This is a genomic window from Streptomyces sp. NBC_01451 (assembly GCF_036227485.1).
Lineage (GTDB): Bacteria > Actinomycetota > Actinomycetes > Streptomycetales > Streptomycetaceae > Streptomyces.
Genome location: NZ_CP109479.1, coordinates 4886363 through 4910816, shown reverse-complemented (window position 1 = coordinate 4910816; position 24454 = coordinate 4886363). Strand labels below are relative to the sequence as shown.

Genomic DNA, 24454 nt, shown 5'->3' with positions numbered 1-24454 from the left:
CGATCTAGCTGTCATAGGGGACCCAGGCCCGCTCGCCCGCGTCGTTCGTGCCGTACCAGTAGTGCGGCATTCCCCTGATGCTCGTCGTGTGGAACGGGCGGCCGTGGTCGTCGACGCGGATCGTGCCGGTGCGGCCCTGGGAGGACCAGTCGAGTTCCAGGTACCAGCGGGCGTCGTACGCCTGTGTCGTCGCGTCGACCAGCAGCACCTCCGGGTCCTCGGCGGAGACGCGGTACGGGAAGCGCACGGCCGGGATGGTGTGATCGGTGTCGGCGCCGTCCTTCGGACGGGCTGTGGGGCGGTTGACATCCAGGTTCACGGTGAAGCGACGGGGCGTGAGGTCGCCGCCGCAGCCCTGGCCCATGGCGTACGCGCTCCCCGCGGCCGGGGTACCGCGGCTGACGACGCGGACGTGGAGTGCCTCCAGGACCACGGCCGTGGACGACCGCCCCTGCACCGAGATCCGCACCCTCGTCTGCCGCCCGTGCACCGCACCCTGCGTCGCCGTCCACGCCCCGGCGTCCTGCTCCACCGGCGGCGGAGGCACTTGTGCGGGCGGCTTGCCGATGACGTAGTCGTGGTCGCAGCCCTTGTCCCAGACCAGGGAGTCGGTGCTCCAGGCGAGGAGGCCGGCCGACGCGGAGTTCCGGGCAGGCGAGGGGGCACCGGTGGCCGACGGCTTCCCCGAACGGTGGGCTACGCCGGCGGCTGAGGTGCCGGCCTCGGAGGAGCGGTCGTCCGACAGGGCGGACACACTGCCCAGAGTGGCGAGCAGCGCGCAGGCGACGGCGGTGGGCGCCAGGACCCGTCGGCGGCGGAACCAGGGGCGGGGAGAGGGATCGGGACAGGGAGCGAGCTGGTCCGGGGCGGGCTCGTCCGGGGAGGGTTCGTCCCCGGGCCGCTCCGCGGAGCCGGTCTCCTCGGCCAGTACCCCGTCCGCGTCCCCGTCCGCGTCCGGTGCCGGTGCCGGTGCCGGTGCCGGTGCCGGTGCCGGTGCCGGAAGCGCCGTCCGGGCCGACCCTGCCGTACTCACCCGCTGCCGGGCCGCCACCGCCGACAACCACAGCCGGTGCAGTGCGAGCCGCTCCTCCGGGGTCGCCTCGCAGAAGGCCGCGAGGCGCTCCACGGGGGCGAAGTCCTGCGGCACCGCCTCGCCCGCGCAGTAGCGGTGCAGCGTGGAGGTGTTCATGTTGACGCGCCGGGCCAGGGAGCCGTAGCTCCGGTCCGTGCGGTCCTTCAGCCCGCGCAGCAGCGCCGCGAACTCCTCGACCACCTCGACGTCGTCCCGAGTCGACACCGTTCCTCCGTCGTCCGCCCGCGTTCCCGTATCCCAGGCACTCATGTCCCTGCACGTCGGACAGGCCGGGATGGTTCCACCGTCGGCGGCCGTTGTCCCGGGCTCCGGTGACCGCCGATGCTCCTGGTGTCACACCGAGCAACCACATACGGATCAGAAAAGGAATACGCACATGAACGACATGAACGTCATGAATGACGGCATGAACAAGAAGTCCCCCGCACACCGTCGGCCGGGCCGCCGCGCGGCCATCGCCGCCGGACTCGTCCTGGCTGTCGGGCTGGGTGTGTCGGCACAGGTGTCGGCGCGGGCGTCCGTCCCTGCCTCCGCGAAGGTGTCCGCCACCGCGCACAAGCCGATCAGCGGCACATCCGGCCAGGTGGTGACCCGGGTCGCCGACTTCTACGGCGCGTACGTCGACGCCAAGGGCGACTACACGGACCCGGACGCCACGCTGGCCACGGCGCTCCGCAAGCACTACCTGACGCCCGCCTTCGCCAAGCGGCTGGCGGCCTGGGAGAAGAAGAACGGGGCGGACGGCGTCCTGCGGGCCCAGAACGTCCCGGTGCGGTGGACGGTGACCGACAACGGCAGCATGGGTCACAGCCATGAGGTCGTCGTCACCCTGACCTTCGGCAGCGGGGAAACGCTGCAGAAGACCAAGCTCTTCGTGCTGGTGGAGCGGTACAACCACATCTCCGGCATCGAGACCACGAGCGCCCGCTAGCTAGCTCCCGCACACCCTCCTGAACCCCGCATCCGGGATGTACGTCCGCCACTGGTCCCGCGACAGGCCGGCGCCCCCCGCCCGGCCGCACACCTCCCGCACCGCGTCCGCCGGGTCGATCGAGTACCGCTGGAGCGGAACGTGGGCGCTCCCCGCGTACAGGGTCTCGCTGTCGGGTGCGAAGGCGAGTGTTCTGATCGCGTCGCCGGGGGTGGTCAGCGGGCCGCCGAGGGGCTGGCGGGTGGGGATGTCCCACAGCTGGAGGGTGCCCTGGTCACCGGCGACGGCCAGGGTGCGGTGGTCGGGGCTGACGGCCAGGGCGGCGGCTGCTTCCGGGCCCCCTTCGAGCGGGACCGGGAACACGCTGCGCAGGGTGCGCGGGTCGCCGCGCAGGTCGCCGTCCCACAGGGCGACGCGGCCGGCCCAGTCGCCCGCGGCCAGCAGGGCACCGTCGGGGGAGAAGCCCAGGGCACCGGTCTCGGCGCCGTGGACCAGGGGGAGTTCGGTGACCCGGCCGGAGGGCGGACGGGCGGACCGGTTGTCGCCGACGAGGAGGCGGCCGTCGGGGCGGGCGGCCAGGGGCATGCCCTCAAGTCCCTTGAGCACGGCGGTTCTGCGGTGCCGGGAGACGTCCCAGACCTCGTCGTCCAGCTTGCCGAGGTCTCCCATGCGGGTGGCGTAGAGGCGGTGGCCGCCCGGGCCGAGGGCGATTCCCACGGCGGCGCCGAGCGAGCCGGAGTTCGGCAGGTCGAGGGTGGTCCGGGCACGGTGGCGTCCGACGTCCCAGACCGTGATGCGCTGCGGCGACGTCTGGACGCCGGGCGCGGAGACCCCGTACGCGAACGTCGTGCCGTCGGGGCTGAACGCGGTCAGGGCCGTCGTGCCCTGCGGGTCCACCGGCAGGGCGGGGTCGTCGGAGACGGGCGGGGACGGGGACGGCAGGGTGCCCAGGGGGTGGCCGCCGTGGGCGTCGAGGAGCCGGAAGCGGTAGTGGGCGCCGGTGGTGCGTTCGGCGGTGACGAGTGTGCGGCCGTCCGGGCTGAGCAGGACGTCGTCCACGGGGTGTCGGCGCCAGGCGGAGGTGGTCACGGGGGCGATGTCGAGGGTGTGGACCGTGCCCTCCTCCAGGTAGCGCAGGGCCGGGTGGCGGCCGGGGACCCAGGTGAGGCCGGGCGAGAGGGTCTCGTTGTTCAGGGGGTGCCGGAACACCGGGCCGTCCGGGTCGTCGAGCCGCCAGACCCGGACCTCGCTGTCGTCGGCCGTCGCGAGCATCGCCCCGTCCGGGCTGAACGCGACGGCGTCCACGCCGAGCGAGCGGATGTCGGCGACCTGGCGTCCGGTGCCCGCGTCCCAGACCCGGACACCGGTGTTCCCGCTGGTCCCGGTGGTTCCGTTGCCCTCGACGCGCCGCCCGGTGGCGGAGAGGACCGCGAACCGGCCGCCGCCCCCGCCACCATCTGCGCCACCGGCTCCGCCTCCGCCGAACACCACCGTCGAGTCCTCGTCGCAGAGTTTCGGGGAGCGCTCCCATGAGCCGTGCACGGGACGGCGGTCCCGGACGTCCCACAGCCGCGGCGCCTGTCCGGCGGGGCAGACGGCGACCAGGCGGCCGTCCGGTCCCGACGCCACATCGGAAAGATCGGCCGAGCCGTGGGTCGCGAACAGGAGACGACCGTCCACCGCCGACCGCAGCTGCACCCGGCCGTCGGTGGTGCCGGCGAGGAAGGTGGCGCCGTCGGAGCCGAAACGGACGTCCGACCAGTCCCCCGGCGCCCGCAGGGAGCTGCCGGTCCAGCTCCGGGTGGCCGTGTCCCACAGCCGGATGCCGTCCTTCCCCGCGAGAGCCAGCACGCGGGCGTGCGGCCCGGCGGTGAAGAGGTCGCCGTCGGGGAGCCTGCCCTCGGCGACGCGCCGCCCGGTCGCCAGGTCCCAGGTCCGCCAGCGGCCACCGCCCGAACTGAGCAGCGTACGGCCGGAGTCGAGGAGGAACCGCTGGGTGTCGTCGGAGGTGGCGGGGTCGGTGAAGGTGCCCCGTTCGGGCTGGGTGAGGGAGCCGAGCAGGGCGCGGCGGGCCTCGGGCAGCGGTGAGATGCGCCAGGCGGCGACGCCCAGCAGCAGCGCGGTGCGCGGGTCGGTCGTCCGCAGACCGTCGGCGATCTCGGCGACCCGGCGGGCCACGTCACCGGTGCGCCGCTTCTCGTTGTCCTCGTGCTGCGTCCACGCGGCGAGGCCGACGGCGAGCGCCACCGCCAGTACGGCGGACAACGCGCCGAGGAGGGTCCGGGAGCGCCTGGCGCTACGGGTCACGGCCCGGCGTTCCGCCTCGCGGGCCTCCAGGGCGGCCGTGAGGAACTCCCGCTCGTGGACCGTCAGTCCGCTGTCCCCGGCCGCGAACAGCTCCTCGGCGCGGGCCAGCCGGCTGCCCCGGTAGAGGGCGCCGGGGTCGCGGTCGTCCAGCCAGACACGGGCGGCCTCGGTCAGACGCCGGTGGTGGCGCAGGCGCTCCCGGTCCTCCTCGATCCAGTCGCGCAGCCTCGGCCAGCAGGTGATCAGCGCCTCGTGGGCGAGCTGGACGCCGTCCTCGTCGGCGGTGAGGAGACGGGCGCGGGCCAGCCGGTCCACCACCACGGGCACGTCGTCGCCGTCCCACGCGTCGAGTTCGGCGCGGGTGAGGGGGCGCCGGGTGTCGGCGGCGCCCTGACCGGGCTCGATCAGGCGCAGCAGCAACTGGCGGGCGGTACGCGCCCGGGCCCCGGACAGCTGCCCGTACACGTCCTCGGCGGTCGCCGCGATGGCGCCCCGGACGCCGCCGGCCGCTTCGTACCCGGCCAGGGTCAGCATCCTGCTGCGGCGGCGGCGCCAGGTCTCCAGCAGGGCGTGCGAGAGCATCGGCAGCGCGCCGGGCTGGTCGAGGACCTCCTCGACGATCCGCGCGGTCAGCTCCCGCTCCACCAGCAGTCCGGCCGCCTGTGCCGGTCCGACGACCACCTCGCGCAGCTCGTCCGCGCTCATCGGTCCGACCAGCAGGCCCGCGCCGCGCAGGGCGTCGGCCAGCTCCCGGTGCTCGGCGCAGCGGGCGTAGAAGTCGGCGCGTACGGCGATGAGGACCTTCAGCCGGCTGTGCGGGTCGCGGGCGGCGAGCAGCAGGTCGAGGAAGTGGGAGCGCTCCCGCGAGTCGTGACAGAGAGTGAAGACCTCCTCGAACTGGTCCACCACCACCCAGCTGTCCGGCTCCCCCTCCTTCGGGGCCAGCAGATGCCCGTACGTCTGCGCGGGCCGGGCTCCGGGGGTGAGCACCCGCAGCACGGCCGGGCACCCGCGCCGCGCCATCTCGTCCCGCAGCAGGGGTATCAGCCCGGCCCGCAGCAGCGACGACTTCCCGCTCCCGGACGCCCCGAACACGGCGGCGAACCGGTGGTTGCACACCAGTTCCCGCACTTCCTCGACGAGCCGGTCCCGGCCGAAGAAGAGCGCGTGGTCGGCGGGCTCGAAGCGGGTCAGTCCGCGGTACGGCGGCGCGGCGTCCGGCGTCTGGGCGCGTACGGTCCCCGCGGCCTCCGCGTCGGCGTCCTTCCACCGGGGTTCCCACTCGCCGAGGTCGCCGCCGCACGCCCGGACGTACCCCTGGAAGACGGTGAACGACGGCAGTTTCCGTCCGGCCGCCGCCTCGGACAGCGAGGTCACCGAGCAGCCGGCCGCCGCGGTCATCGTCCGGTACGACGGCCCGCCCGCGGCCCTGCGCAGTTCGCGCAGCTCATGGGCGAGCCGCTGCACGGGGCCGGCCTCGGGGTCCAGCTGTCTTTCGGGACGCCCCACGGGACCACCACCGTCCGGATCCGGGTGAAAACGATGTTCAGGACGGCCAACCTACGTTTCGTGCACCGGCGTCGTAAACCGCCCCCGATGTGGCGTTGATGACAGCCCACAGAGGCAACCTGGCCGGCCGCCCGAACATCCATCTTGGTCTAGACCTTAACGTGTTCCGTTCACGAGAGCAGCCTGAGAGCGCTCTCAAAGGAGCGACAAGCACCTGCACCGAGCAAGCGACACGAGGAGGACGAACACGTGTTTGCCAAAGGGGAAGTGCGGACCATACGGAAGGCGCGGAGGGTACGGAGGGTGCGCAGGGCACGGCAGGCGCTGGTGCCCCTGGTCGCCGCCGCGGCCGTCGCCACGGGGATCACGGTCGCCGGCCCGGCGCCGTCCCGCGCCGAAGCCGCGGTGCCCACCACCATCCCCCTGGAGTTCAGGAACAACTCCGGGCGCGGCGACCAGATCTACGTCTACAACATCGGGACCCTGCTCTCGACCGGCCGGCAGGGCTGGGCGGACGCGAGCGGCACCTTCCACGCCTGGCCCGCCGGCGGCAACCCGCCGACCCCGGCGCCCGACGCGTCGATCGCCGGACCGGCCGACGGACAGTCGATGACACTCCGGATGCCGAAGTTCTCCGGCCGCGTCTACTTCTCCTACGGCCAGAAGCTCGTGTTCAAGCTGACCACCGGCGGCCTCGTGCAGCCCGCCGTGCAGAACCCCTCCGACCCCAACGCGGACATCCTCTTCAACTGGACCGAGTACACGCTCAACGACGCCGGTCTGTGGCTCAACAGCACACAGGTGGACATGTTCTCGGCCCCGTACGCGGTCGGCGTCAAGAACACCTCGGGCGCCGTCAAGAACACCGGCCATCTCAAGGCGGGCGGCTACGCCGGGTTCTACAACGCCCTCAAGGGCCAGCCCGGCGGCTGGGCCAACCTCATCAGGACCCGCTCCGACGGCACGATCCTGCGCGCCCTCTCGCCCGGCCACGGCATCGAGTCCGGCGCCCTGCCGAGCACCGTCATGGACGACTACGTCAACCGCGTCTGGGCCAGGTACACGACCTCGACCCTCACGGTGACACCCTTCGCGGACCAGCCCGCCACCAAGTACTACGGCAGGGTCTCCGGCAACGTCATGAACTTCACCAACAGCGCGGGCGCCGTCGTCACCACCTTCCAGAAGCCCGACGCCGACAGCATCTTCGGCTGCCACAAGTTCCTGGACGCGCCCAACGACCTGGTGCGCGGCCCCATCTCCCGCACCCTGTGCGCCGGTTACAACCGCTCCACGCTCCTGACCAACTCCAGCCAGCCCGACACGGGTTCGGCGGGCTTCTACCAGGACACGGTGACCAACCACTACGCCCGCAAGATCCACGCCCAGATGGCCGACGGCAAGGCGTACGCCTTCGCCTTCGACGACGTCGGCAACCACGAGTCGCTGGTCAACGACGGCTCCCCGCAGACGGCGTACATCACGCTCGACCCGTTCAACTGACGCACACCGAGCGGTACTTCACCTCCGGTACGTATGTCCGCCACTGCTCCCGCGAGAGGTCGGCCCCGGTGGGCGCCCCCGCGCTCGCCCGGGCGCACACCAGGGCGACCGCCCGTTCCGGGTCGACGGCGTACCGCTGGAGCGGGACATGCGCGCTGCCCGCGAACAGCGTGCCGCTGTCGGCGCTGAAGGCGAGGGTGTCGACCGGCTCGCCCGGCGTGGTCAGCGGCCCGCCCAGGGGCTGTTGGGTGGCGACGTCCCAGAGCTGGAGGGTGCCGGCGCCGCCCCCGACGGCCAGGGTGGCGCCGTCGGGGCTGACGGCCAGCGCGCTCACCGCCTCGGGCTCCTCACCCAGGGGAGCGGGGAAGACGTTGCGCAGGATGCCCGTACGGTCGCTCAACTCCCCGTCCCACAGGGCGACCCGGCCGGTCAGGTCACCCGCGGCGAGGCGCGAACCGTCGGCGGCGAAGGCGAGGGCGCCGATCTGTTCGCCCTGGACGAGGCCCTTCCTGCTGACCCCGGCGGTGGTTCCGGCCGTGACCCCGGCCGTGGTTCCGGCCGGGGGCAGGCTCGCGGTGCGGTTGTCGCCCACGAGGAGGCCGCCGTCGGGGCGCACCGCCAGATGGGTGCTGGTGAGCCCGGTGAGGACAGTGGTCCTGCGGCCGGTCGCGGTGTCCCACGCCTCGTCGGCCGGATCGCCGAGGGCCGGTGTCCGGGCCGCGTACAGGGTGGAGCCGCCGGGGCCAAGGGCCAGGGCGACCACCGGGGCGCCCGACCCGGGTGCCGTCGCCAGGTCCAGGGTCGCCCGGGGCCGGTCCCGGGCCGTGTCCCAGACCGTGAAGCGCTGCGGGGCCGCCTCCCTGCCGGGCGCCGAGACACCGTACGAGAGCGCGTGGCTGTCGGGGCTGAACGCGAGCAGGGCCACCGTGTTCTCCGGGACCACCGGTTCGGCGGGGTCGGCCGAGACGGGCGGGGACGGGGCCGGGAGGGTGCGCAGGAGGCGGCCGTCGGAGGTGGCCCGGAGTTCGAACCGGTAGCCGCGGCCGACGAGTTGCGCGGTGGCGTACGTGCGGGCGTCCGGGCTCACCCGTACCGCCGTCAGCGGGGCCGCCCGCCAGGCGGGGGTGACCGCCGGGCCCAGTTCCAGGCAGTGGACGGCGCCGCCTTCGAGGTAGCGCAGGGTGGTCCGGCGGATGGGGTCCCAGGAAATCCCGTACAGGTGCTGGTTGTTGAGGGTGTGCCGGAACACGGGGGCCGCCGGGTCGGACAGCCGCCACACCCGGATCTCCGTGCCGCCGACGGTCGCGAGGAAGGTGCCGTCCGGGGTGAACGCGGCCCGCTGCGCGCCCGGTTCGGCGAGGTGGGCCACCTCGCGGCCGGACACGGTGTCCCACACCGTCACGCCGGACCCGGAGAGCGCGGCGAGCCGGTCACCGTCGGCGCCGAACACCAGGGCCGTCCGTGACGCCTCGTCGCACAGGCCGCGGGTCCGCTCCCAGGGGCCGGACAGGGTGCGGTGGCGGGCGACGTCCCGGACCCGCGGGGCGCCGCCCGCCGGGCAGACGGCGACGAGGCGGCCGTCGGCGCTCACGGCCGGGGTCACCGGGCCGCCGCCCGCCGCCCGTTCCTCGAACAGCACCCTGCCGTCGGTGACGGACCGCAGGCGCACCCGGTCGTCGTCGACACCGTCCACGAGGTAGGCGCCCGCCGCGACGCCGGTGACGGAGGTGAAGGGGAGGGCACGCCGGTCGCCGGTCCAGCGGCCGGTGGCCGTGTCCCACAGGCGGATGCCGGCACTCCCGGCGACCGCGAGAACGCGGGCGTCGGGTCCGGCCGCGACCACCTCGCCCGCCGGGAGGCGGCCGGAGGCGATCGGGCGGACGTGGACCACGTCCCAGGTCCGCCAGACGCGGTCGTCGACGCTGAGGAGCGTGCGGCCGGAGTCGGCGAGGAAACGTGCCGGGCCGTCGCCCGGCGCCGGGTCGGTGAAGACGGCGTGTTCCGGCTGGGCGAGGGAACCGAGCAGCGCCCGGCGGGCCTCGGGCAGCGGCGAGATGCGCCAGGCGCCGACGCTCAGCAGCATCGCGGTGCGCGGGTCGGTCGTCCGCATCGCGTCGGCGAGGTCCGCGACCCGGCGCGCCGCGGTGTCCGTGCGCTGGCGCACGTTGTCGACGCTCAGGTGCCAGGCGGCCAGCCCACCCGTCAGGGCCACCGCCACGACGGCGGACAGCGCGGCGACCAGGACGCGGGAACGCCGGGTCGCGCGGGCCGCGGCCCTGGACTCCGCGACACGGGCCGCCAGCGCGGTGTCGAGGAACTCCCGCTCCGGCCGGCTCAGCCGGCCCTGTTCCCCGTCCGGCTCACCGGCGAACAGCTCCTCGGCGCGGGCCAGCCTGCTGCCCCGGACCAGCGCGCCCGGATCACGGTCGTTCTCCAGCCAGAGCCGGGTCTCCTCGGCCAGCCGCCGATGGTGGCCCAGCCACTCCCGGTCCTCCTCGATCCAGTCGCGCAGCCTCGGCCAGCAGGTGATCAGCGCCTCGTGCGCGAGCTGGACGCCGTCCTCGTCGACGGTCAGCAGGCGGGCGCGGGCCAGCCGTTCCACCACCACCGGCACCTGGTGGTCGGTGGCCGACTCGGCCAGTTCGGCACGGGACAGCGGGCGCCGGGTGTCCGCGCTGCCCTGTCCCGGCTCGACCATCCGCAGCAGCAACCGCCGTGCGCTGCGCGCCTGGGCGGGGGTCAGCTGCCCGTACACCTCCTCCGCGCTCGCCGCGACGGCCCCGCGCACCCCGCCCGCCGCCTCGTACGCGGCCAGCGTCAGCAGTCGGCCCCGGCGGCGGCGCCAGGTCTCCAGCAGTACGTGCGACAGCATCGGCAGCGCGCCCGGCCGGTCGAGGACCTCCTCGACGATCCGCGCGGTCAGCTCCCGCTCGACCAGCAGTCCGACGGCCGCCGCCGGACGGGTCACCGCCTCCCGCAGCTCGTCCGCCGTCATCGCCCCGACGAGCAGCCCGGCCCCGCCGAGCGCGTCCGCCAGTTCCCGGTGCTCGGCGCAGCGGGCGTAGAAGTCGGCCCGTACGGACACGAGTACACGCAGCCGGTTGTCCGGGTCCCGGGCGGCCAGCAGGAGGCCGACGAACCGGGCCCGCTCGGCGCGGTCGTGGCACAGGGTGAAGATCTCCTCGAACTGGTCGACCACCACCCAGCTCTCCGGGTCGTCGTCCTTCGGTACCAGCAGATGCCCGTACGTCTCGGCGGGCCGCTCGCCGGGCGTGAACACCCGCAGCACGGCGGGGCCGGGCCGCTCCCGGCCGACGGCGCACTCGCGCTGGAGGCGGGGTATCAGCCCGGCCCTCAGCAGCGACGACTTCCCGCTGCCCGACGCCCCGAACACCACCGCGAACCGGTGCTCCCGCACCAGCCGCAGGAGTTCGCCGACCAGTGCGTCCCGCCCGAAGAACAGCTCCTGGTCGCCCTGCTCGAAGGGGGCCAGCCCCCGGTACGGCGCGGCGGTGTCACCCTCGTCGTCCCGGGCGGCGGACGCCGCCTCGTCCTCGGCGTCCTTCCAGCGCAACTCCCACTCGCCCGGGTCGCCCCCGCACGCGCGGACGTACCCCTGGACCACCGCGAGCGACGGCAGCCGCTCCCCGCGCGCCGCCTCGGACAGGGTCGCCGCGGAGAACCCGGCGGCCTCGGCCATCAGCCGGTACGAGGGTCCGCCCGCCGTCCGCCGCAACTCCCGCAGCTCGTGCGCGAACCCCTGCACGGGACCGGCCTGCGGGTCCACAGGTCTCTCGGGACGTCCCATGAGCTCCACCCTCCCCATTCCCCTGCCGCACAGGAGCCACATCACAGGGGAAAACGGTCCGAACGCCATACCTGTTCACAAGGAAAACGGGCGGGGCGGTGAACACGAACTCCGGACGACGGAATTGAACGGCCCGGTGAGAGGGGTGCCAGTCAACTTTCCGGCTGCCAGTGTCGGTCCCGCCACGCCGGACTTCACGGCACGACCGAGCCGTATTCCCGGCACGACCAGGTGGAGAGCACCCGCACATGTTCAAGGCATCCACGCACAGCGACAGGACGTACGGCAGCAGGACGTCCCGCCTCGGCCGGGCCGCGATCGTCGCGGTCAGCGCCGGCGCCCTGACCGTCGGTATCGCGACGAACGCGTCCGCCGCGATCCTGACCCCCCTGCCGGAGAACGCGAGCACCTTCCAGAAGAAGTACCAGCCGCTCTGGGACTACGACACGGACAGCTGCTTCCCCGCGGCGGCCGTCGACGCGAGCGGCAAGCTCAACGGCGGTCTCAACAACAGCGGTTCGATCACCGGCGGCTGCCGGACCGACCACCTCGGCAAGGCCAACACGTACTCGCAGAGCTGGTGCAAGAACGGCTGGTGCGCGTACGTCTACGGTCTCTACTTCGAGAAGGACCAGACGCTGGCCGGCGCCGACGCCTTCGGTCACCGCCACGACTGGGAGTCCGTCGTCGTCTTCCAGAAGCAGGGCGAGGAGAGTCCCCGCTTCCTGTCCGCCTCCCGGCACGGCGGCTACAGCACCCACCCCATCAACGAGGTGCCGATGGGCAGGCTGAACGGCGAGTCGAGCTACAACCGCGTCCAGATCGTCTACCACAAGGACGGCGCGAGCACGCACGCCTTCCGCTTCGCCGCGTGGGGCGAGACCCCGGAGGCCTGGGGTGACGGGGGCTGGGACCACCCGGCCCTGGTCACCATGGAGAACATGGCCGACGCGCCGCGCAACGCGCTGTGGAACTCCACGTGGGGCGACGCCAACTTCCCGCTGACCGGCAATCTCCAGAGCAACATCAACAAGGCCCGGAACGCCGACAGCCGCGCCGCGGCGGCCATCCCCGCGTTCTGACACCCGGGTACGTGACGCACACGGGTACCTGAGGCCCGGGCGCATGACACCCGGGCCGTCCTGAGCAGCCGCCGGTGGGACCAGAGCTCCCCCGCGCCGTCCCACCGGCGGCACCCATTCCGTACGGCACCCCGGCTACATGTCGCTCACATGTCGCGCGGCGGCAGGTCGGTCCGTTCCCGGACCGGCTGGTTGCCGAGGGCGTCCGCGCGGCCCGCCTGATAGGCGCTGACACTTCCCCTGGCCGTCACCGTCTCCCGCTCGGCCGCCGTCAGCATCCGCTCCCAGCGCTGCCGCATCGGCACGATCATGCCGCCGCCGACCCCGACGACCAGGATGCCGACGACCACGGCGAGCGCCGCGTACAGCACCGGCCGGGTGACGTCACGGGCGATGCCCGCCTGGCCGAGGGCGGCGATGACGCCCAGCGCCAGGATGCAGCCCCAGACGACGGTGGCGACCGTACGCCCGTACGAGACGGACGAGAGCGCGCCGCCGACGATCCCGCGCACGGCGTTGGCGATGGCCATCGCCACCACGATGAGGACCACGGCCACGATGCCGCGCGGCAGCCAGGCCACGATGCCGTTGATCATCGTGCTGACCGGGTTGGCGCCGAAGACACCGAGCGCGAGCTGGAGCGTGATCAGCATCAGCGCGTAGTAGACGATCTTGCAGACGATCCCTGTCAGGTCGTAGTCGGAGTCCCGCAACAAGCGTGCGGTACCAGCCCGTTCGGCCAGTTTCTCCGAGCCGACCTTGCGCAGGACGCGGTCCAGGACCCGGGCGATCAGCTTCGACACGAACCAGCCGATGGCCAGGATGATGAGGAACGCGACGAGTTTCGGCACGAACGTGGCGATCTTCGACCAGGCGTCGTTGAGCCCCTGGGTGAAGTCGACGGCGAGACTGGTGCCGCTACCGGCACGGGTGCTGCTGACCATGGGTGGTCTTCCTTCGGTAGGTGATCGGGTGCTGCCGGCCCCCCCTCCTCGTGGATACCAGCGACAGCGGCCGACGGCCGTGGGTGCGCGGCCGAACGAGTGACCGGTCCCACATGGCGGAGACATACGCTGCCCCCGTGACCTCTCCGACCTCGCCGCCCTCTGCCGCCGGCCGCACCGCGCTGGACCTCACCGCCGACCTCCCGGTCCCGGCCCTGGAGGACCTCTACCGCGACCTGCACAGCCACCCGGAACTGTCCCTGGCGGAACACCGCACGGCGGCCCGGCTCGCGGACGCCCTCCGAAAGTCCGGTTACGAGACGACGGAGGGCGTCGGCGGTACGGGCGTCGTGGGCGTCCTGCGCAACGGCGACGGCCCGACGGTCCTGCTCCGCGCCGACATGGACGCGCTCCCGGTGAGCGAGGAGACCGGCCTGCCGTACGCCTCCACCGTCCCCGGTGTGATGCACGCCTGCGGCCACGACCTGCACGTGACCTGGCTGGCGGGCGCGGCCCAGGCTCTGTCGGCGGGCCGGGACACCTGGCGGGGCACGCTGGTGCTGGCCGGCCAGCCCGCCGAGGAGACCGGCGAGGGCGCGCGGGCGATGCTGGCGGACGGCCTGTACGAGCGTTTCCCGCGCCCGGACGCGCTGTTGGCGCAGCACGCGGCGCCCGGCCCCGCGGGCCTCTACCCGCACGTCCCCGGCCTGATCATGTCGGCGTCGACGGACGTCGACATCGTCGTGCACGGCCTCGGAGGCCACGGCTCCCGCCCCGAAACGACGGTCGACCCGGTGGTGACGGCCGCCTACCTCGTCACGCGCCTCCAGACGGTCGTCTCGCGCGAGGTCGCGGCCCGCGACTCCGCCGTCCTGACGGTCGGCGTGATCGAGGCGGGCACCCGGCACAACATCATCCCGGCGACGGCCCGTATCGCCCTGAACCTGCGCACCCAGTCGACCGACGTACGCGACCGCATGCTGACCGCGATCAGGCGCATCGCCCAGGGCGAGTGCCTGGCGGCGGGCTGCCCGCGCGAGCCGGAGATCCAGGTCGGGGCGACCTTCCCGCTGACGGTCAACGACGCGACGCTCGACGAGCGGGTGGCCTCGGTCCACCGGGAGGTGTTCGGCGCGGGCACCGTGTTCGACCCCGGCCCGGCCATGGGCAGCGAGGACTTCGCCCACCTGGCGACGGACGGGCTCCCGTACGCCTACTGGTTCGTGACGACCACACCGGGCGAGGTGTGGAACGCGGCGGAGGGCGGCGACGACCTGATGGCGAAGCTCGCGGCGGTGCCCAGCAACCACAGCCCCCTGTTCGCACCGGACCTGTCGACGGTGGCGCCGGGGGTACGGACGCTGGTGTCGGGGGCGTTGGCGGTGCTGCGACCGGCCTAGAACCGGCCGCTCGGGTTCGCGGCGGGAGGGCGGGCGCCGCCACGGCGGCCGTGCCGAGGCCGGGCGCGGAACCGTGGACGCGGCAGGTCAGGGCAGGTCACGGCGCTGGAAACGCCAGCCGTACTCCGTGCTGCTTCTCGGCGCGGTGGAGCAGCGGTACGAGCACGCTGCGCAGTTCGCGGATCTGGGTGGCGTGCTCGGTCAGGAACTCGGTGCGCAGGTTCAGTCGGGCGGGTTCGCGGACGGCTTCCACCGGGCGCATGCAGGTGGCGTAGGCGCGGCCCATCTCGACTTCGATGGAGGGCAGTTCGGCGGCGGACGCGGCTTGTTTCCGGGCGTCGCCGAGCCCCATGAAGCTCATCTCGTCAGGGACCCGGAAACCCTGCCGGGAGAAGCACGCGGGCAGTTGCCTCAGGACGCGGGCCGTGGCGGGGGCGCGGCGCAACGCGGCGAGTTCGTCGAACCAGGCTCCCTGGAGCGGCACATAGGTGGCACGCAGGGCGGACACCGCGGCGGCGCCTTCCTTCTGGCAGCGGCTTGTCTCGGCCTCGCTTCCGGTACGGGCCGGGGCGTCGCTCACCGCGGGAGTGGGGACTTCGGCGCTCGCGCTCAGTCCGTGACGGGTGATGAAATCCAGATCGGGGACTTCGAAGAACCGGATGAACACGACGGGAATCTGCTGGGGGAGCCGGAATCCGAGCCTGCGCGCGCACGAGTCCGCGGTGGCGCGCGCCACCTGCTGACCGAAGACGTCCAGGCCCTGGGTCCATCGGGCCTCTGCCCCGTCGGCCGGGAGGACCATGCGTACGGGGTCGTCCGGCAGGGTGTGGCTGAGGTGGGCGGGCGCGACGGACACGGGCGACGTGCCCTCGGAGCGCCGGGGATCGGCCGAGCACGCGGTGACCAGCAGAGCGACGGCCACAGCGACGGCCGCAGCGACCGCCGTGCGGGCCGGTGCGCGGTGCGGAAAACGGCGTCGGACGACCGTACGGGGCATCCTGCCCACTCCTCTTCTGGATACCGGCCGCCGGGTGCCGCCACGGACGGCGGCACCCGGCGATGACATGACGTGACGTCGAGGAGACGTCAGTGAGTGATCCAGACGGTGTCGCCGCCCTCCAGCAGACTCGCCACCGTGAACTTGACGCCGTCGCCGACGCTGGTGCACGGGAGGATCTTGTCGACGGCGTAGGAGCCGTCGGTGACCTTTATGTAGCCGGCGTCACAGGTCTGCCAGTAACCGCCGGAGGAGTGGTACAGGCGGCCCGCGTAGTAGTCGTAGTTCCTGGAGTTCGCGTTGTACGCGTAGGTGAGGTTGAGGTCGCTGCAGGTACTGGTGGACGACTTGGTGACGATGGTGCCCGTGCCTTCGTAGGTCGCGGTCGTCAGGTGGCTCGTCACACACGCCTGGGCCGCCGCCGAGGCCGCGGGCGCCAGCGCTACATACGTGCCGGCCGAGGCCAGCGCGAGGGCACCGGCGAGAATGGCTCTGTTCATGGCTCACCCTTCATTTCTTTCCGTGACGTCTGCTGACGCCGGAGACCTTCGCAGACCGGGCCACGCGCCGCCCACGACCTTCGACCGGTGTCGAAAGTCCCGGGCCGGCGGGCGGAAGCGAGCGCTCCGATTACTCGGGGTGATGCGCAGGGGGCTCCTGGGGGCCATGAGCCCGGCCGGGAACACCGCGAAGGCCGTGACGTGTGACTAGAAATCACCTTGCGCGACCGGTTCGGCCGTGCCGAGTCGCGTGGGACGGAGCATCGCCGCTCCGAGTGGGGTGAGGGTGTGCAGCACCGTGTTGTTCGAGCGCAGGCTGCTGATCAGCCCCGCGTCGCGCAGCACGGTGGTGTGGTGCGCGGCCGTAGCGGCGGACACGCCGAGGAACCGCGCCAGTTCCGACGTGGTGGCCCCGAGGGAGAGCGTCCGCAGCGCGGCGGCGCGGGTTCGGCCCAGCAGTGCGGCGAGGGAGGCGTCGGCAGGGCGCACGGGCGTGTCGGGCATGCGAGCGGCCATGGAGTAGACCAGCACCGGCTGGAGGGTGTCGTCGGCCAGCGCGATCGGCTTCCCTCGGCAGAAGTAGGAGGGTACGAGGCGCAGTCCGCGTCCGCCGAGACTCAGGTCCCGGTCCTCGACGTAGTCGACGTGCAGCACAGGTGGATTCCAGCGCATGGCGGGCGACAGACCGGCGAGCAGGCCGTTGATGCCGGTGTCGAGGGTGGCGCGAGCTCGCAGGGCGCGTTCCCCCGCGATGCTCGCCTCGATCCGGTCGCTGTGGGGCGCGATGACGGCCTCGTGGTACTCGCGCAGTGTCCTGACGAACCCCTCACGGGTCTCGCGTTCCACGAGCCGCGGGGCCCAGGCAGGGGCACCGCTGACCCGGTCCAGCAGGCCCACCTCGTGGGCGATCCGCTCGGGTGGGGTGTCGAGGATCGCCGCGAGCCCCCGGTCCAGCCCGTCCGCGGACTCGTGGGGCGTCAGGAAGTCGGGAAAGTACAGCGCGCGCGGCATCAGGGGCACGAGCAGTCGGCGCACCGCCTTGCCGAGCGGTGCGCCCACGAGAGCGGCCCGTGTCTCGCGGTGCCAGGCGGCATCGGCCCAGCGCCCTCGGGAGGTCTGCAGCCGGTGCAGACTACAGATGATCTCCCAGAGCGGATCCGGAGTACTCGCCACCCGGATGCGTAGCAGGTCCGCAGATGTGAAGTGGATGCGCAACATCGGAACCCGTCCCCCGTCCCCGTCCACCCTCGCCCCCAGGAACAGGCTGGTCGACCCGTTTCGCGCAGGCAACCGCTGGTTTCGGCCGCCCACTCCACGTCACCGAGGGCAAGGGCCCCGGCCCCGCGACGCCTGCGGGATCCCCCGGACAGGCCCTACCCGGGCACGTGCTGGGCCGCCACCAGTCTCTCCAACCGCCGCTCGGCGTGCCGGAGCGCCCCGACCCGGCGCCCCGGCACCCGGCGCCTCAACTCGACGACCACCGGCCCGAGTTCACGGGCGTCGGCACTCTCGCCGAGGCTGGTCCACTGATGATGGGCCCGGTCGACGGCCGCCTCGACGGCGGACGCGTCCGGCGGCTGCCCGGCGCTGAGCCGCGTACCCGCGACGGTCAGCCAGGCCCGGCAACTCCGGGCCGGGTCCCCGGCGAACATCGCGAGATCGGCCCGGACCTCGGTCCAGTGCAACGCCTCCTCGGAAGCGGCACCGTGCGCCCGGCAGGCGGCCTGCTCCCACTGGGCGGCCAGCACATCGGCGTCCCCGTGCCGCCCGGCCTGCACGGCGGAGGTGATGAAGGAGTGCGGATCACTGTCCTTGGCGACGTCCTTGGCGACGTCCTTGACGGCGGCGAGTCGACGCGACGTGTCCGCAACCGGGGCCGGTGCCAATGCGGTTGGGCCCGGTGCTTCTGCGGCGGAGCCCCCCTGGGACGGGACGGGCAGGGGCGGCGGGGGCGAGGCCGGCCCGGCGTTCACAACCGCACCGGACACCGCGTCCCACGCCAGCACCACATCCCCGTAAGCCGCCCCCTCCGACGACAACCGCCCGAGCGCCTGCTGATGCAACCGCGCCGCGTCCGGCCGGTACCCGCTGCGCAGAATCGTCGCGACCGTCTTCATGTACGTCGGCACGGCCACCGCCCGCCGGGGCGGCGGCGGAGCCACCCTCCCGTACACGCTCACCCCTCGCCCCGCGCCGAACTGCCGCCCTGTGACGTACTGCCACGCGGCGGCATCGGCGTGCAGGTCGAGGAACAGGGTCGTCGTCCCCGGCGCCCGCAACCGCAGCTCCTCCGCGATCCAGTGCCAGGGGAAGGCGGTGTAGCGGACCGTCGAGGGGGTCGTGCGGGCCAGGGCGAGATGCGGAAGGTGCTGTTTGCGGTCGAGTTGGAGCTGTCCGGTGAGGAAGACGGTGAGCGGCCCGGGGGCCACCGCGGCGGCGCGCAGCCGGGTGAGTACGGCCTGCGGCTCCAGCGGATCGGCGAGTTCGACGACGTTCGCGGTGTCGGTGCCGGCCAGCACGGCGGGAGCGACGGCGGCGAGGACGGGCAGCACGGACGCCGCGTCCACGAGACAGCCCTTGCCCACGGGCGAGGCGGCAAGCAGCAGCGCGGTCCCGGTGGTCGAGCCGGTCGAAGCGGTCGAGCCGGTCGAACCCAGCGGATCCGTCGTATGCAGCGGACCCGTTGCCCCGGCCATTGGGTCCCTCCCCTCACGTCCGTCACACCGTCACGTCGTCGCATGCCTAGGCAGCACCGTAACCGGTGCGACTGCGAAGGGGGATCGGCGGTACGGCTATGGCCCCCTATGGACGGCTTGTACCTGACCCGGGGTCAGCCGCACGCACCGCGAACACCGTCGTGTCGTCGGCGAGACGGCCACCACTGTGCCGCAGAGTGCCGTCCCGTACGAACGCCACCAGCCGCCCCGGATCGGCGGTGCGCGGATCGGCGGTGACGGCGTCGGTGACGCGTTCGCGCAGCGGGAAGAAGGTGCCGTCGGCGTCCCGGGCCTCGGTGACACCGTCGGTGACGAGGAGCAGGGTCTCCGCGCCGCCGAGCGGCACCAGGGCCACGGACGGCAGCCCGCCCCCGCCCGAGGTCAACTCGCTGAGCCCGAGCGGGAGTCCGTCCCCGGGCGGCAGGCTCCGTACACCGTCGGACGACACGATCAGGGAAGGCTCGTGCCCGAAGTTGACGACCTCGACGACGATCTCGCCGACCACCTCGCCGCCGGGCCCGGGCACCCGCTCGCGGGGGAAGCCGATGAGGACGGCCGTGGCGAACCGGTCGCCGTCGTCCCGCCCGACGGCCGCCCGGTAGCGGATGTGCCGCAGCATCCGTACCTCCAGGCGTTCCGCGACCGCCGCGAGCGCCGGTTCGTGGTACGCGGCCTCCCGGAACGTGCCGAGCAGGGCCGCCGCCGCCTCGACCGCGCCGAGCCCCTTGCCCTGGACGTCCCCGATGAGGACCCGGGTGCCGTGCGGGCCGGGCTGGATGTCGTAGAAGTCGCCGCCCACGCGGGCGACGGCGTCGGCGGCGAGATAGACGGCCGCGTGGTCGAGACCGCCCCAGCCCGGCGGCAGCGGGCGCAGCACCGTACGGCGGGTCGTCTCGGCGACGTCCCGCATGTGCAGCATGCGCCGCTCACCGCGCAGCCGGACCACACAGGCGAGGACGGCGAGCACCCCGCCGAGGGCGACGAGGATGAAGTCGGGCAGCCCGGTCTGGTACTGGTGCGGCCAGGCACCGTCGACGAAGACGTAGGTGCCGAGGGACAGGACGGCGAAGACGACGGTGCCGGCCACCCGGCAGAGCGCGGCGGCGATCCCGGGCACCAGCACGATCCAGGAGATGATCCGGAACTCGCCGGTGGTGTTCCAGTCGAGGACCGCGATCATCACGAGCAGCACCAGCGGCGGCACCCAGCCGGCACCGCGCCCGGCGGAGAGGGGCGCCGAGAAGGCGGGGCCCTCGTCCGCGCCCACGGTGCCCACCCGGCCCATCGGGTCCATCGGACCCACCGGCTTCATGGAACCCAGAGAAACACGGCCGACCACCCCTGTCGACTTGCCAGGGGGCCTCTCCAGGTGTGCTCTGGAGGGCGGGGGCGAGGAGAGAGGAACACTCTCATGGCTCAAGCAACGTCCGGTATCCCCGGCAGGTCGGGGAGAACCGCGCTTCCCGACGTCTTCGGCGCCCGGGCCCACCTGGCCGCGAACCGGGCGCTGCCCGTCGTACTCGGGCTGGTCTACGGCTTCTGGGCCGCGGCCAACCGGCGCGACGGCGGGCCCATCACCGGCTGGAACGTCCTCTTCGGCTTCGTGAGCGCGCTGGTGTTCATGGCGGTGCTGGTCGCCGTACGGGCGGTGGCGCCACGGCTGACGCGCGAGCTGCACGCGGCGGCGTGGGGCGCGTTCGCCGGGGTCGCGTTCGGGTTCCTGTACAGCCAGACCGGGGCGAGTGTGCTGCGGTCGTGCGGCAACTCGCTGGCGGTCGCGGCGTCCGTGTCGGCGGTGCTGTTCTACCGCTACTACACGCGCGAGGACGCGGCCGGTCACCGGGTGAGCTGATCTCAGCCGAAGGTGAGGTCCCAGGTGACGTTCCAGCTGAAGCTCCACGTCCCCGAGGCGTTCCCGTGGCCCTGGCCGTGCTCCTGACCGTGACCGTGGCCGTCGTCCTTCCACTCCGGGCACGGGTCGGCGCAGCCGGGCACCGACCGGCCCCCGGTGTCGATGAAGGCCGCGCTCGCCCAGCCGTCGACGCCGGGCAGCCAGTACCAGTGCGGGTTTCCGCGCACGGTCTGTCCGACGACCGCGCAGTCGACCCGGCCGTGACTGCCCGGTGACAGCCGCCCGACGACGGGCGAGTCGGTGGTCGGCTGCTGCCGCAGGTTCAGCTCGCCCGCGGAGACGACGGTGCCCCGGACCCCGGAGCCGTCGGAGCCCCCGGAGCCGGCCGGCGCGGCGGCCGTCGCCGTACCGATGGGTACGGCGGCCAGGATCCCGCCGGTGAACAGGGCCGCGGTCAGGGTCCGCAGGGCCGGGGTGGTGCGCATGATCGGCCTCCTTCTCCCCAAAACCAGGAAACACCCGTTCGGGTGAACGCTCCACCGGAAGCTCCACGCGGAGGCTTGTCCCGCACGCCCATATGCAGTCATATGCCGTCAACCGGCTCGCGTCTCACGCCCCCGGGCCTTTGCCTGGAGGGGTGTCTCACCGTGCGTCCCACCGTCTCCGGAGCGTCCTGTCGGCCGTCCTCACCGCCCTCGCGTGCTTCCTGCTGCCCTTCGGCGCGCTCTCGGCCTGGGCGGCGTACGGGCTCGCCGACACCGGCCGGTACGTCACCACGATGGCGCCGCTCGCCGAGAACCCGTACGTCCAGGACGCCATCGCGGACAACGTCGGCGCCGGGATCGTGCACGCGGTCGACGTCGGCCCGCTCGAAGGCACCGTGAACCACTTCGTGCAGGACGCGGTGCACTCGTTCACCCGCACCGAGGCCTTCCGCACCGCCTGGGACACGGCGAACCGCGCCACCCACGAGGCCGTGCTGCACGCCCTGCGCAGCGACCCCGGCAGGCAACACCCCGGTGACCGCTACGGCAGTTACGGCGGCGAGGGCGCCGTCACCATCGACCTCGCCCCCGTCACCGCCCAGGTCAAGCGCCAACTCACCGCCGACCATGTTCCGTTGGCGAGCCACATCCCCGTCGCGCACACCGAGGTCGCGGTCCTGCCCGCGCAGGATCTCGTACCGCTCCGGAAGGGTTTTCGCGTGCTCGAAGTCGCCGGATTCTGGCTGCCGGTGACCGCCGGCGTCCTCGCGGTCGCCGGGATCGCCCTCGCCGTCCGGCGCCGCCGGGCGATCACGGCGACCGCGCTCGGTACCGCGCTCGGCGGGGCGCTGCTCGGTGTCGCGCTCGTGGTCACCCGCCGGCTCACCCTGGCCGACCTGCCGCCGGGCGTCTCCGCACCGGCCGCGGGTGCCGTCTACGACGCCCTGACGGCCACCCTCCGCACGGTCTCCTGGCTGCTCCTCGCCTTCGGCCTGGCCGTCGCCCTCGGCATGTGGGTCACCGACCGGTACGGCCGCGCCGGGCGATCGCGGCGAGCGTCCGCAGCGCCCGGACCAGGTCCGCTTCAGGCGCGGACGCGAGCCCGAGTCTGACCGCGTCCGGCGCCCGCTGCGGCCCCACGGCGAAGGCGTCCCCCGGCGTGACGGCGATGCCGTGCACCGCGGCGGCGGCCGTGAAGGTGTCCGCCCGCCAGGACGCGGGCAACTCCCACCAGGCGTAGTAGGCGTACGGATCCGACCGCACGGCACCCCCGAACTCCGCCAATTCCCTTGCCAGCAGCCGCTGCCGAAGCGCCGCGTCGAGCCGCTTGGCGGCCACCAGCCGCGCCACGGTCCCGTCCTCGACCCACCGCACCCCGGCCTCCAGTGCGAACCTCCCCGCACTCCACCCGCCCGACCGCACAGCCGCCGCCACGGCTTCCGCCCGGTCGGGCGGTACGACGAGAAAGCCCACGGTGAGCCCGGGCGCGACCCGCTTGGACAATCCGTCGACGACATGGGCCAGTTCGGGGACATGCGCGGCGAGGGGCTCTCCCGAGGCCGTTGTGCCTGTCGTTCCTGTCGTTCCTGTCGTTCCTGTCGCGTCCCTGAGGAACGACCAGATCCGGTCCTCCACCACCGGTACGCCCAACTCCCGCACCACACGAGCGAGTTCACGTTTCCTCTCCTCGCCCATCGTGACCGAGGTCGGATTGTGCAGCGTCGGCTGGACGTACAGCGCGGACAGGGGAGCGGTGCGGTGGGCGGCGGCGAGGGCGTCGGGGCGCAGACCGTCCCGGTCCATGGCGAGGGGGACGAGGGTGATGCCGAGGCGGACGGCGATCTCCTTGACCAGCGGGTACGTCAGCGCCTCGACGCCGACCCGGCCGCCCGGCCGGACCAGCGAGGCGAGGGAGGCGGCGATCGCCTGGCGGGCGTTGCCAGCGAAGAGCACGCCGTCGGGGTCGGGCCGCCAGCCAGGGGTGGCGAGCAGCCCGGCGACCGCCGCCCTGGCCCGGGCGGTACCGGTGGCGGGCGCCGGACGCAGCGCCTCGGTGAGCACGTCGGGGCGCAGAAGCGGCGCGAGCGCCGGGGCGAGCAGCTCCGACTGGCCGGGCGCGGAAGGGTAGTTGAGCTCCAGGTTGACCGGCGTGTCGCTCCTCGCGGCCATGCCGCCCGTCACCGGCTCGGCGAGCGCGCGCCCGCCCGGTGCCGGCGGCGCGGCCCGGACGAACGTGCCTCGCCCGACCTCCCCGACGACCAGTCCACGCCGCACGAGTTCGCCGTACACCCGCCCGGCCGTCGACCCGGCGATCCCGCGCCGGCGCGCGAACGCCCGCTGCGGAGGCAGCCGTTCACCGGGGCGGAGCCGTCCGGTGGCGATGTCGTCGGCTATCCGGTCGGCGAGGCGTCGGTAGTCGTCCATGTGTCCCCCGTACCCGTTCTCGTACATTGCACCGAGTGCAAAGATCCTATTGCACCGAGGAGTTGGGGCGATCTAAGGTCGTTCACATGCCCTCTCTGACACCCAATGCACCTCATAATCCTTTTGCCGCTCTTGCACCTCTTGCACCTCTTGTTCTCGTCCACGGCCACCCCTTCGACCACACGATGTGGAACCCGCAGATCGAGGCGTTCTCGGCCACCCGCCGGGTCATCGCCCCCGACCTGCGCGGCTACGGCGCCTCCCCGGCGGCCCTCGACACCACCACCCCGCTCTCCCGGTTCGCGCAGGACATCGAGGAGTTGCTCGACGAGGCGCGGGTCGAGTCGTGCGTGCTGGCCGGGCTGTCGATGGGCGGCCAGATCGTCATGGAGTGCTGCGACCGGTTCCCGGACCGCGTCCGGGGCGTCGTCCTCGCCGACACCTTCCCCACCCCCGAGACACCGGCGGGCCGCCTCGCCCGGAACGCGGCGGCGGACCGGCTGCTCGCCGAGGGCATGCGCGGGTACGCCGACGAGGTGCTGGAGAAGATGGTGGCCCCGTACGCCGACGCGGACGTCAAGGCCCACGTCCACCGCATGATGACGGCCACGGACCCCCGGGGCGCGGCGGCGGCACTCCGGGGCCGCGCCCTGCGCCCCGACTACCGTCCCCTCCTGACCGGACTCACCGTCCCGGCCCTGGTCGTCGTCGGCGCCGACGACGAGTTCACCCCCGTCTCCGACGCCGAGGCCATGCACGCGGCCCTCCCCGACTCCACGCTCCAGGTGATCGACCACGCGGCCCACCTGCCCAACCTGGAACGCCCGGCGGAGTTCAACAGGGCCCTGACCGACTTCCTGGCGACGCGGATCGACACCGCCGCCTGACCCCACCGGGGCGGA

18 protein-coding genes are annotated in these 24454 nt (G+C 73.3%); 7 read left to right on the top strand and 11 right to left on the bottom strand.

Annotated features, from left to right (window positions below):
* Positions 1–4: 4 nt before the first annotated feature.
* On the bottom strand, positions 5–1297 hold the full coding sequence (locus OG595_RS21530; RefSeq protein ID WP_329274273.1) for a helix-turn-helix domain-containing protein: 1293 nt from the start codon (positions 1295–1297) through the stop codon (positions 5–7).
* Between the two features lie 172 nt (positions 1298–1469).
* Here OG595_RS21530 and OG595_RS21525 point away from each other — a divergent pair, with 172 nt between their 5' ends.
* On the top strand, positions 1470–2024 hold the full coding sequence (locus tag OG595_RS21525) for a hypothetical protein (RefSeq protein ID WP_329274271.1): 555 nt from the start codon (positions 1470–1472) through the stop codon (positions 2022–2024).
* On the opposite strand, the gene OG595_RS21520 is transcribed toward OG595_RS21525, so the two are convergent.
* A complete protein-coding gene (locus OG595_RS21520; RefSeq protein WP_329274269.1) occupies positions 2025–5840 on the bottom strand; it encodes a WD40 repeat domain-containing protein in 3816 nt (1271 codons plus the stop codon).
* Between the two features lie 303 nt (positions 5841–6143).
* On the opposite strand from OG595_RS21520, the gene OG595_RS21515 reads away from it, so the two are divergent.
* Positions 6144–7343 (top strand): glycoside hydrolase family 64 protein, encoded by a 1200-nt coding sequence (locus OG595_RS21515; protein WP_329274267.1) that lies wholly within the window; start codon positions 6144–6146, stop codon positions 7341–7343.
* On the opposite strand, the gene OG595_RS21510 is transcribed toward OG595_RS21515, so the two are convergent.
* Positions 7336–11151: an nSTAND1 domain-containing NTPase gene (locus OG595_RS21510; protein WP_329274265.1), complete on the bottom strand. Its 3816-nt coding sequence runs from the start codon at positions 11149–11151 to the stop codon at positions 7336–7338. The genes OG595_RS21515 and OG595_RS21510 overlap by 8 nt on opposite strands.
* A 248-nt stretch (positions 11152–11399) precedes the next feature.
* Here OG595_RS21510 and OG595_RS21505 point away from each other — a divergent pair, with 248 nt between their 5' ends.
* Entirely contained in the window at positions 11400–12233 is an 834-nt protein-coding gene (locus tag OG595_RS21505) for an NPP1 family protein (RefSeq protein ID WP_329274263.1), read from the top strand.
* Between the two features lie 146 nt (positions 12234–12379).
* Here the strand turns inward: OG595_RS21505 and OG595_RS21500 are convergent, their stop codons facing one another.
* Positions 12380–13177 (bottom strand): mechanosensitive ion channel family protein, encoded by a 798-nt coding sequence (locus OG595_RS21500; RefSeq protein WP_329274261.1) that lies wholly within the window; start codon positions 13175–13177, stop codon positions 12380–12382.
* A gap of 113 nt (positions 13178–13290) precedes the next feature.
* Between OG595_RS21500 and OG595_RS21495 the strand changes: the two genes are divergently transcribed.
* Positions 13291–14577 carry an amidohydrolase gene (locus tag OG595_RS21495; protein WP_443073097.1) on the top strand — a complete coding sequence of 429 codons (1287 nt, stop codon included), beginning with the start codon at positions 13291–13293 and terminating at the stop codon, positions 14575–14577.
* A 97-nt stretch (positions 14578–14674) separates the two neighbouring features.
* On the opposite strand, the gene OG595_RS21490 is transcribed toward OG595_RS21495, so the two are convergent.
* From OG595_RS21490 to OG595_RS21470, 5 genes are all read right to left on the bottom strand, one after another.
* Positions 14675–15574 carry a hypothetical protein gene (locus OG595_RS21490; RefSeq protein WP_329274256.1) on the bottom strand — a complete coding sequence of 300 codons (900 nt, stop codon included), beginning with the start codon at positions 15572–15574 and terminating at the stop codon, positions 14675–14677.
* 89 nt (positions 15575–15663) lie between these two features.
* Positions 15664–16074, bottom strand: a complete 411-nt coding sequence (locus OG595_RS21485) for a hypothetical protein (protein ID WP_329274253.1) — start codon at positions 16072–16074, stop codon at positions 15664–15666.
* A 207-nt stretch (positions 16075–16281) separates the two neighbouring features.
* Positions 16282–17292 carry an ArsR/SmtB family transcription factor gene (locus OG595_RS21480; RefSeq protein ID WP_329274250.1) on the bottom strand — a complete coding sequence of 337 codons (1011 nt, stop codon included), beginning with the start codon at positions 17290–17292 and terminating at the stop codon, positions 16282–16284.
* 155 nt (positions 17293–17447) lie between these two features.
* Positions 17448–18770 (bottom strand): hypothetical protein, encoded by a 1323-nt coding sequence (locus tag OG595_RS21475; protein ID WP_329274248.1) that lies wholly within the window; start codon positions 18768–18770, stop codon positions 17448–17450.
* Between the two features lie 106 nt (positions 18771–18876).
* Positions 18877–20103, bottom strand: coding sequence for a PP2C family protein-serine/threonine phosphatase (locus OG595_RS21470; protein ID WP_329274246.1), 1227 nt, complete (start codon positions 20101–20103; stop codon positions 18877–18879).
* A 99-nt stretch (positions 20104–20202) separates the two neighbouring features.
* On the opposite strand from OG595_RS21470, the gene OG595_RS21465 reads away from it, so the two are divergent.
* The gene (locus tag OG595_RS21465; protein WP_329274244.1) at positions 20203–20643 is read left to right on the top strand and encodes a hypothetical protein; all 441 of its coding nucleotides are present in this window, start codon (positions 20203–20205) and stop codon (positions 20641–20643) included.
* Between the two features lie 2 nt (positions 20644–20645).
* Here OG595_RS21465 and OG595_RS21460 read toward each other — a convergent pair whose 3' ends face one another.
* Positions 20646–21128: an SH3 domain-containing protein gene (locus OG595_RS21460; protein WP_329274241.1), complete on the bottom strand. Its 483-nt coding sequence runs from the start codon at positions 21126–21128 to the stop codon at positions 20646–20648.
* 152 nt (positions 21129–21280) lie between these two features.
* Between OG595_RS21460 and OG595_RS21455 the strand changes: the two genes are divergently transcribed.
* On the top strand, positions 21281–22240 hold the full coding sequence (locus OG595_RS21455; RefSeq protein ID WP_329274239.1) for a hypothetical protein: 960 nt from the start codon (positions 21281–21283) through the stop codon (positions 22238–22240).
* Here the strand turns inward: OG595_RS21455 and OG595_RS21450 are convergent.
* Entirely contained in the window at positions 22146–23552 is a 1407-nt protein-coding gene (locus tag OG595_RS21450; RefSeq protein ID WP_329274236.1) for an aminotransferase-like domain-containing protein, read from the bottom strand. The two genes, OG595_RS21455 and OG595_RS21450, sit on opposite strands and share 95 nt — an antisense overlap.
* Positions 23553–23638: 86 nt before the next feature.
* Here OG595_RS21450 and OG595_RS21445 point away from each other — a divergent pair, with 86 nt between their 5' ends.
* Positions 23639–24439 carry an alpha/beta fold hydrolase gene (locus OG595_RS21445; RefSeq protein ID WP_329274234.1) on the top strand — a complete coding sequence of 267 codons (801 nt, stop codon included), beginning with the start codon at positions 23639–23641 and terminating at the stop codon, positions 24437–24439.
* The last annotated feature ends 15 nt before the right edge of the window (positions 24440–24454 follow it).